This window comes from Rhizobium sp. M10 (assembly GCF_002531955.1).
GTDB lineage: Bacteria > Pseudomonadota > Alphaproteobacteria > Rhizobiales > Rhizobiaceae > Rhizobium > Rhizobium etli_C.
Map to the genome: position 1 here is coordinate 106243 of NZ_NWTA01000023.1, position 8498 is coordinate 114740.

General features: G+C 63.1%; 7 protein-coding genes and 1 pseudogene. 4 read left to right on the top strand and 4 right to left on the bottom strand.

Annotated elements, in window-relative coordinates:
- Positions 1-70 precede the first annotated feature (70 nt).
- On the top strand, positions 71-1666 hold the full coding sequence (locus CO671_RS27150; protein ID WP_097608530.1) for an ABC-F family ATP-binding cassette domain-containing protein: 1596 nt from the start codon (positions 71-73) through the stop codon (positions 1664-1666).
- A 211-nt stretch (positions 1667-1877) separates the two neighbouring features.
- Here the strand turns inward: CO671_RS27150 and CO671_RS34030 are convergent, their stop codons facing one another.
- On the bottom strand, positions 1878-2147 hold the full coding sequence (locus CO671_RS34030) for a hypothetical protein (protein ID WP_210201922.1): 270 nt from the start codon (positions 2145-2147) through the stop codon (positions 1878-1880).
- Between the two features lie 891 nt (positions 2148-3038).
- On the opposite strand from CO671_RS34030, the pseudogene CO671_RS34295 reads away from it, so the two are divergent.
- Both CO671_RS34295 and CO671_RS27170 read left to right on the top strand, forming a co-directional pair.
- Positions 3039-3275, top strand: a pseudogene (locus CO671_RS34295) (ABC transporter ATP-binding protein); the annotation flags it as partial.
- A 548-nt stretch (positions 3276-3823) separates the two neighbouring features.
- The gene (locus CO671_RS27170) at positions 3824-5344 is read left to right on the top strand and encodes an ABC-F family ATP-binding cassette domain-containing protein (protein WP_097608533.1); all 1521 of its coding nucleotides are present in this window, start codon (positions 3824-3826) and stop codon (positions 5342-5344) included.
- A gap of 184 nt (positions 5345-5528) precedes the next feature.
- Here CO671_RS27170 and CO671_RS27175 read toward each other — a convergent pair whose 3' ends face one another.
- The 3 genes from CO671_RS27175 to CO671_RS27185 form a co-directional block, all read right to left on the bottom strand.
- Positions 5529-6308, bottom strand: a complete 780-nt coding sequence (locus CO671_RS27175) for a VOC family protein (RefSeq protein ID WP_097608534.1) — start codon at positions 6306-6308, stop codon at positions 5529-5531.
- Positions 6309-6358: 50 nt separating this feature from the next.
- Complete coding sequence (locus CO671_RS27180; protein ID WP_097608535.1) at positions 6359-6826, bottom strand: DUF1579 domain-containing protein; 468 nt, start codon at positions 6824-6826, stop codon at positions 6359-6361.
- Positions 6827-6917: 91 nt separating this feature from the next.
- Positions 6918-7646, bottom strand: coding sequence for a thioredoxin family protein (locus tag CO671_RS27185; RefSeq protein ID WP_097608536.1), 729 nt, complete (start codon positions 7644-7646; stop codon positions 6918-6920).
- Between the two features lie 86 nt (positions 7647-7732).
- Here CO671_RS27185 and CO671_RS27190 point away from each other — a divergent pair, with 86 nt between their 5' ends.
- Positions 7733-8215: a MarR family winged helix-turn-helix transcriptional regulator gene (locus CO671_RS27190; protein ID WP_097608543.1), complete on the top strand. Its 483-nt coding sequence runs from the start codon at positions 7733-7735 to the stop codon at positions 8213-8215.
- The last annotated feature ends 283 nt before the right edge of the window (positions 8216-8498 follow it).

Genomic DNA, 8498 nt, shown 5'->3' on the forward strand with positions numbered 1-8498 from the left:
ATGTGTGCCGCAATGGATTTCAACCCGATCGCAATGCCAGTTCGCCTTGCCAACGGGGACATCCACATCCATGCCTGCATCCATCACCCTTTCCCAGATTTCGTGGTCCGCACCTGACGGGCGGCCGCTTTTTTCCGATCTTGACCTGAGCTTCGGGCCGGAGCGCACCGGTCTCGTCGGCCGCAACGGCGTCGGCAAGACGACGCTGCTGAAGCTCGTCTCCGGTGAACTCCGGCCGCAGTCCGGGACGATATCGGTCAGCGGCAGCCTCGGCATTCTGCGCCAGAGCGTGCAGGTCGCGCCGGAAGAAACCATCGCCGACCTTTTCGGTGTCACCGAGGCGCTTGCCGTTCTCCACCGTGCCGAAGCCGGCGAGGCAACGGCCGACGAGCTTGCCTCGGCCGACTGGATGCTCGAGGCGCGCATCGCCGCAGCGCTCGGCCGCACCGGGCTCGACGCAGAACCGCAGACGCCGCTTGCCGCACTCTCCGGCGGCCAGCGCACGCGGGCCGGGCTTGCCGCGCTTGTATTCACCGAGCCGGATTTCCTGCTGCTCGACGAACCCACCAATAATCTCGATCGCGACGGCCGCGCGGCGGTGATCGCGCTGATGTCAGGCTGGCGGGCCGGCGCGATCATCGTCAGCCACGACCGGGAACTGCTCGAAAGCGTCGATCAGATCGTCGAACTGACCTCGCTCGGCGCCACCCGCTATGGCGGCAGCTGGAGCCATTATCGCGAGCGCAAGGCACTGGAGCTTGCCGCAGCCGAACATGACCTCGCCGATGCCGAAAAACGCATGGCCGAGGTCGCAAGGAAGACGCAGGCGACGGTGGAGCGCCAGGCGCACCGGGACGGCGCCGGGCGGAAGAAGGCGGCCAAGGGCGGCATTCCCCGCATCCTGCTCGGCGGCATGAAGGAGAGAAGCGAGACGACCGGCGGCGACAATGCCCGGCTCGCCGAACGCCGGCGCACTGAGGCGCTGGACGAGGCAAAGGCGGCGCGCGAGAAGATCGAGATCCTCCAGCCCCTGTCGGTCAACCTGCCGCCGACCGGGCTGCCCGCCAGCAAGGTCGTGCTGAAGATGGAGGCCGTGACGGCGGGCTATCGGCCGGGAGATGCCGTCATCCGCGATCTCTCCTTCGATGTGACGGGGCCGGAGCGGATCGCCCTCACCGGCCGCAACGGTTCAGGCAAGACGACGCTGCTGGCGCTTGTAACCGGCGCGTTGAAACCCTGGGCCGGCACGATCGCCGTGATGACCGGCTTTGCGATGCTCGATCAGAAGGTCAGCCTTCTCGATCCGTCGGCCTCGATCCGCGACAATTTTCGCCGGATCAATCCGCTTTCCGATGAAAACACCTGCCGCGCCGCGCTTGCCCGCTTCATGTTCCGGGCCGATGCGGCGCTGCAGACCGTCTCGACGCTCAGCGGCGGGCAATTGCTGCGCGCCGGCCTTGCCTGCACGCTCGGCGCCGCGCCGCCGCCGCTCCTGATCCTCGACGAGCCGACCAACCACCTCGACATCGACTCGATATCGGCGGTCGAGGCCGGGCTCAGCGCCTATGACGGGGCTCTGCTGGTCGTCAGCCATGACGAAAGGTTTCTTGAGAGCATCGGGATAGAGCGGCGGCTGGAACTGGCTGGCGGTGATGCAGTGAGTTAGGTGGCACCCTCAAACCTCCCTCATCCTGAGGCGCGTAGGCCAAAGGCCGGAGCCTCGAAGGACACGCTCCAACGCTGCTCTTTGCAGCCATCGGCGTCAGCGCACCCGCCTCGTCCTTCGAGGCCCCTGCGGGGCACCTCAGGATGAGGCTCTCGTGGGACGGCGCATCTGTCACGCCCGCAGTTATGAGCGCGGCATCCGCCAACGTCCCTCATGCTGAGGTGCGAAGCCCAAAGGGCGTAGCCTCGAAGCACTCTGCAACACTGCTTCTTGCCTCCCTATGGACGGTAGTGGCAATCAGTGAACGGTGGCGGTTTTCCCGTTCTGCCTCGATCAGTTCGAGGCGGTATTGACGCAGATCGGCCACGGTCGCGGCAATGCTGGCGACATCTTCCGGGCTGAAGCGGGCCGCGAGCGCGGCGGCAACCTCCCCAACGTCAATGACGATATCGATGGAAGGCCGCCTCGTTGGCAGGGACATGATACGTGATGTTCCATGCAAGCTTCAGCGCCCCGACAGCGGAAACCCCGTCACCACTTACTTCCGCCAGATCGGCCAGCCTTCGCAGATCAGCGATGATGCTCCGACGGCTGCCCCAAGGCATTTTTGCCTTTCGGGCCTGCCATCAAGTCTTCGCTCAATCTCGATTGCTCCACTAGCCCGTTTCGCCATGAAAAGGCTTCATGTCGCTAGTTCGAAAGCGATGCCATACTTGCAATATATAACGCATTCAACCTATGAAAGCGGCGGCTTAGAGGAGAAGGGCATGACTATGGAAGAGGCGATCGGGCATCGTGCAGCCCAAAAGTGGAGCCTTTGGAGAAGTGCCAATATTGGCATTGGCGTTAGTGCTGCCGCCTTGTTACTTCAGGTCGCGAACGGTCGAGGCTTTGAATTAGCAAGCTACGCCCACACTCGGAGTGCGGAAACGATTAGCGCTTTAGGTGGGCAGGTTCTCGCCGCTCCACTATTATTTGTTGTGACTGCAGCCATACGAAACGTTTTCAAAAGGGGCAAGCTAAGTCGAACGCAAGTGCCATTCGGGGGGCAATCACGTTCGCGGCGGTCTTTGTCACAATTTTCGTCGGCCTTTTTACCTACGGAGAGCTTGTGTTCTCTCGCGACGAAGCAATCGATGGCGAAGCTCGAAGATCATTCATAGCTGACACCCAGTTTGCGTGCGTTCAGAAGCAGGCCTCACTCAACCAAGCTATTACCCAGCAGCAAATCCAAACCTATTGCACCTGTATGACCGAGAAGATGGCCGACACCACGACGTACAAACAATTGGGCACCGAACTGGCTGGCAAAGCCCTTGCGGACCTGCGGCAAAAGGTTGGAGCAATAAGTAACCTTTGCCGCCAATGACTTCTGAACGGCGCAATGCTGGTGCAGATATGGTGAGCCATTGCGACGCTTCTGGGCACGACGACGCTCCTGGTCCTCGGCGAGCCGACCAACCATCTCGACATCGGCTCGATCGCTGCGGTCGAGGCCGGGCTGCGTGCTTATGACGGCGCGCTCATCGTCGTCACCCATGACGAGACGTTTGTCGAAAGTATCGGAATAGAGCGTCGGCTGGAATTGGCTGCCAGTGTGGGTGGGTGATTTTAGGGGGAGCAGCGCTGCCTCCCGCCAGCGACACCTCTCCATTCCCTCCGCCTTTCGGGAGGCGCGGCACCCACCAACCTCCCTCATCCTGAGGCGCGCAGGCCGAAGGCCGGAGCCTCGAAGGACACGCTCCGACGCCGCTCCTTGCAGCCAGCGGCGTCAGCGCACCCGCCCCGTCCTTCGAGGCCCCTGCGGGGCACCTCAGGATGAGGCTCTCTTGGGCGCCGCACCGGCGATTCTCTTGCCTCTTTTTGCCGGCAATGGTATTTCCATCCTGCAACCCATTCGAGAAAGGAGGATCACGCTATGCAAACTTACTTCCGGCATCATCGCCAGCGTGGTCCCGTCGACGCCCTGCAAATCCGTTTGCAGGGCTGACCAGAGACCGTTTCTCGACATCTCTTCCTGGTCTGCCCTTCGTGGCCAATGCGGCGCCGTCTCCAAGCTGCGCGCGCATTTCTGTAACGTCCCGGGCCTGAAAGGCGCAATTCCGTGATGGCTGATGCCCCGGATGCGCCCCTCCCGGTCAAGACCAGAGAACGATCATGACACTCATCACTATCCGCAATCTCGGCGTGACGCTGGGCAACCCGTTGTTTTCCAAGTTTAACCTCGTCGTCAATGCCGGCGACCGCATCGGCCTCGTCGCCGCCAACGGGCGCGGGAAGTCCACCCTGCTTGCCTGCATCACCGGCGCGCTCGAGCCGAACGAGGGCGAGATCACCAAAGCGCGCGGGCTGACCATCGGCCATGTCGCCCAGAATGTGCCGGCCGCTCTTTTCGACACGGCGTTTTACGATGCGGTGCTGCAGGCTCTGCCGGCCGATCAGGCCGCAAGCGAGAGCTGGCGCGTCGACGTCGTGCTGGAATCGCTCGAGGTGCCGGAGGCCACGCGGCGGCGGCCGCTGCAGCAGTTGAGCGGCGGCTGGCAGCGGCTCGCCATGCTGGCCCGCGCCTGGGTGAGCGAACCCGACGTGCTGCTGCTCGACGAGCCGACCAACCATCTCGATCTCGAAAAGATCGCGCAGCTGGAAAGCTGGCTGAACGCCCTGCCGCGCGACGTGCCGGTGATCCTCTCCAGCCATGACCGCGCCTTTCTCGATGCGACGACCAACCGGACGCTGTTCCTGCGGCCGGAACAATCGCCGGTCTTTGCCCTCCCCTATAGCAGGGCGCGCGCCGCCCTCGACGAGGCCGATGCCGCCGAAGCGCGGCGCTACGAGCGCGACATGAAAACGGCGGAACAGCTGCGCAAACAGGCGGCCAAGCTCAACAATATCGGCATCAATTCCGGCAGCGACCTGCTCGTCGTCAAGACGAAGCAGCTGAAACAGCGGGCGGAAAAGCTGGAGGATGCGGCAAAACCGGCGCATCTGGAGCGCTCGGCCGGCGCGATCCGGCTTGCCAACCGCGGCACGCATGCCAAGGTGCTGGTGACGCTGGAGGATGCGGCGGTGACGACACCGGATGGAGCGCTGCTGTTCAGGACCGGCCGGCAATTCATCTGCCAGGGTGACCGCATCGTGCTCCTCGGCCTCAACGGCGCCGGCAAGTCGCGGCTGGTCTCGATGCTGAAACAGGCGGTCGAAAGGCCGGAGACGGCGGCAGACGGCATCAAGGCGACGCCGTCGCTGGTTCTCGGCTATGGCGACCAGGCGCTTGCCGATCTGGCCGACGGCGACACGCCGATCGGCACGATCATCCGCCGTTTCGATGTCGGCGACCACAGGGCGCGCGCCCTGCTGGCCGGCGCCGGCATGACGATCGACATGCAGACAAAACCGATCGGCCAGCTCTCCGGCGGCCAGAAGGCGCGGCTCGGAATGCTGGTGCTGCGGTTGACGCAACCGAACTTCTATCTGCTCGACGAGCCGACCAACCACCTCGACATCGAAGGACAGGAAGCGCTGGAAAGCGAGCTGATGGCGCAGGAGGCGAGCTGCCTGCTGGTATCACACGACCGCAGTTTCGTGCGGGCGATTGGCAACCGCTTCTGGCTGATCGAGAAGAAGCGGCTGGTGGAAGTGGAGAGCCCGGAAGGGTTCTTTGCTTCGGTGGCGGGGTGATGGATGTGAGGGGTGATGGATGGTGAGGGGTGCCGTGCAGCCCCCTCATCCGCCCTACGGGCACCTTCTCCCCGAGGGGAGAAGGGAGAATCGAGACGTCGCCGCGAGTCTCTTCTCCCCTCGGGGAGAAGGTGCCGGCAGGCGGATGAGGGGGCTGCCGGCACGACGCCAAAGAGGCCAAAATCTACCGCTTCGGCGCCACCAGGCAGAAGAAGGCACCCTGCGGGTCGGTGGCCTGGATGATCCAGCTGCCGCCGGGGACTTCCATCGGGCCGTTGACGACCTTGCCGCCGCCCGAGGTGACGCGTTCGATTGCCGCATCGAGGGTGGGCACGATGAAATAATAGCACCAGAAGGGCATCGGCATGTTGTCGGGCTTGGTCATCATGCCGCCGGTCTGCCGGCCGTCATGGGCGAAGATGTAGTAGACGCCCATCGCGCCCATATCCATCTCGCTGTCCTTGGTCCAGCCGAACAGCTTGGTATAGAAGGCAAGCGCGTCCTTGCCGTTGCCGGAATAAAGCTCGCGCCAGCCGATGTTGCCCGGCGCGTCGAAGGCCAGTTCAGGCCAGCTCTGTTCCATCGGCGCCGGCGTCATGATGCAGAGCACCGCGCCGTGCGGATCGGCGACGACGGCGAAACGGCCGATGGTCGGGATGTCTTCCGGCGGACGGCGGACAGCACCGCCATTGGCAGCGAAATCCTTTGCCGACTGGTCGACGTCATCGACGCCGACATAACCCGTCCAGTTCGGCGGAATGCCCTGGCCTTCGAGTTCGGCCGGAAATTCCATCACGCCGCCGACGCCAATGCCGTTCGCCTCGAAGACCGTATAGGTCGGCATGCCCTCGACCTTCATTTCCGAGGTGGTCCAGCCGACGACGGAGCTGTAGAATTTCGCCGCGGCTGCGGTGTCGGGGGTCATCAGCTCGCACCAGATGAACTTTCCATGCGTCTTGGACATAGAACTCTCCCTTTTCTGACGCCTCTGCGATGCTTGCGGCGCCGTGATTGTCAGATCTTGCGGGTGTAATGCGCTTCCATGAACTGCTTCCAGGAGCCGTCGGCCTGTCTGGCGCTGGAGGTGAAGGTGCGGTGATCGGGGTTGATGAAGGTGATCTGCTCGCGGTAATCGGCCAGGCCCTCGCCATTGAAGTCGGGTCCCGTCGTATAGAGGTCGAGCACGTTGCCGGAGGCATCGACCTCGCCTTCATAGACCCACATGAAGTCCATCATCGAGCCGATCCAGCTACCGACATACTTGCCCTTTTCGGCGTTGTAGCCGAGCGTCAGGATCGTGGTGGCCTGTTTACCGTCGGGCATGCGGCCGTGCCCTTCGGCGACGAACCAGATTCCGTGCAGCGAGCGGACGGTCTCCGTCCAGTCGTCGCTGCCGCCCATCTCGGGTGCGGTGACGCTCCAGTCGCCGACCAGTCGTTCCAGGAAGGAATGTTCCTTCAGCACTTCAGCCGTCTTCATCATCCTTTTCTCCCTTCAGGTGATGGCGACGCCTGTTCCTAGAGCATGGCGTCGTCCGGAAACCGCCCCACGGATTTCGGCATCATGTGCCTGCTCAGTGACAGCAGGATGGCGCCGTTTGAGCGTCCTCATATTCGTCATGGCGGCGCACGAAATTCATCGTCCCCTGCTCGTTGCGGCCCTTCGGCGCGCGGTCGAGGATCATCAAAGTGCCGATCAGTTCCTCCGGCCCGCGGGCATAACTCGAATAGGTATGGAAGACCTCGCCCTTGTCGTTGCGGTAGAAGGCGCTGAGGCCCGGCAGTTCGTCGTGGGCCTCTGCCGGCTCAATAGCAGTGAAATTGTAGAAGACCTTGTCTTTGGCAAGGTCCTCGGGGCTGAAAGAAACGTGATAATCGAAATTGAAATCGCTGCCGAAGGACGAGAACCAGGGAAATTTCCAGCCCATCCGCCTTTTATAGGCGGCGATTTTCTCAAGCGGCGCGCGCGAAACAGCGACCCAGGTGACGTCGTGGTGGTTGAGATGCGGCAGGGCGCCGTCGACGTGATCGGCGAGGAAAGAGCAGCCGGGGCAGCCGGCCTCCCAATCCGGGCCGAGCATGAAATGATAGATCAGCAGCTGGCTGCGGCCGTCGAAGAGATCGGCGAGCGACTTCTTTCCCTCGGGCGTATCGAAGACATAATCCTTGTCGACCTTCACCCAGGGCAGCGCCATACGGGCGGCGTTGACGCTGTCGCGCAACTTCGTCGCCTCCTTTTCCTTCAAGAGCAGGGCGCGGCGGGCCTCCAGCCATTGCTCGCGGGAAACAACTTCGTTCTGCATGGAATGCGCCCTCCTCCGGCGTCGCCGGCGAGCCGGCCCATCTCCTTCTCCTTGACTAGAAAGATTGATATCAATATAAAATGGCCATGTCAAATTCGGTTGAAATTCCTTTTTCTACAACGCTGCTGGTGCGCGACACCTGCCTCTGCCTGCATGCGCAACGAGCGGCGCGGGCGCTCGCCCGGCTGTTCGACGACGCATTGCGGCCCGCGGGACTGACCAACGGGCAGTTTTCGCTGATGATGTCGCTGAACCGGCCGGAGCCGCCGCCGATGGGGCCGGTCGCAGCCCTGCTCGCCATGGACCAGACGACGCTGACGGCGGCGCTGAAGCCCTTACAGCGCAAGGGCTGGGTGAGCGTGATGGAAAATCCGAAGGACCGGCGCGGCCGGCTGCTCATGCTCACCGGCGAAGGCAAGGCGGTGCTGGCAGGAGCGCTGCCGATCTGGAAAGAGACGCATGCGGCGCTCGACCAAAAGCTCCCGGATGGAAGTTCCGCGCGGCTGCGGCAGGATCTGCAGACAGTGTCGGGGATGACGGACGAGACGGTGAAACCGGCTGGACCGTGAAGCGAACGGGCGATAGGCGCGTAGGGCGAGCCGAACGTCAGTCCGCCATTGGTCGAGCAAGTCCGCAGCTGTTCGATTGCGCCAACGGCTGCCCCTCACCCTAACCCTCTCCCCGCGCGCGGGGAGAGGGGACGTGCCCTGCGACAGACCTGTGGGGAACGGAGAGTTTGCGGCTTGCTCCCTTCGCCCCGTTTACGGGGAGAAGGTGCCGGCAGGCGGATGAGAATCTGTGTTGGTTGTCAAGGTGGATTTGGGGTCCAGAGTCGATCCTGAGAGAGAAGAC

Excerpts from the sequence above, each read along its gene's own strand:
- CO671_RS27150 (WP_097608530.1), top strand. The coding sequence starts at position 71 with ATGCCTGCATCCATCACCCTTTCCCAGATTTCGTGGTCCGCACCTGAC.
- CO671_RS34030 (WP_210201922.1), bottom strand. The coding sequence starts at position 2,147 with ATGTCCCTGCCAACGAGGCGGCCTTCCATCGATATCGTCATTGACGTT.
- CO671_RS27170 (WP_097608533.1), top strand. The coding sequence starts at position 3,824 with ATGACACTCATCACTATCCGCAATCTCGGCGTGACGCTGGGCAACCCG.
- CO671_RS27175 (WP_097608534.1), bottom strand. The coding sequence starts at position 6,308 with ATGTCCAAGACGCATGGAAAGTTCATCTGGTGCGAGCTGATGACCCCC.
- CO671_RS27180 (WP_097608535.1), bottom strand. The coding sequence starts at position 6,826 with ATGATGAAGACGGCTGAAGTGCTGAAGGAACATTCCTTCCTGGAACGA.
- CO671_RS27185 (WP_097608536.1), bottom strand. The coding sequence starts at position 7,646 with ATGCAGAACGAAGTTGTTTCCCGCGAGCAATGGCTGGAGGCCCGCCGC.
- CO671_RS27190 (WP_097608543.1), top strand. The coding sequence starts at position 7,733 with ATGTCAAATTCGGTTGAAATTCCTTTTTCTACAACGCTGCTGGTGCGC.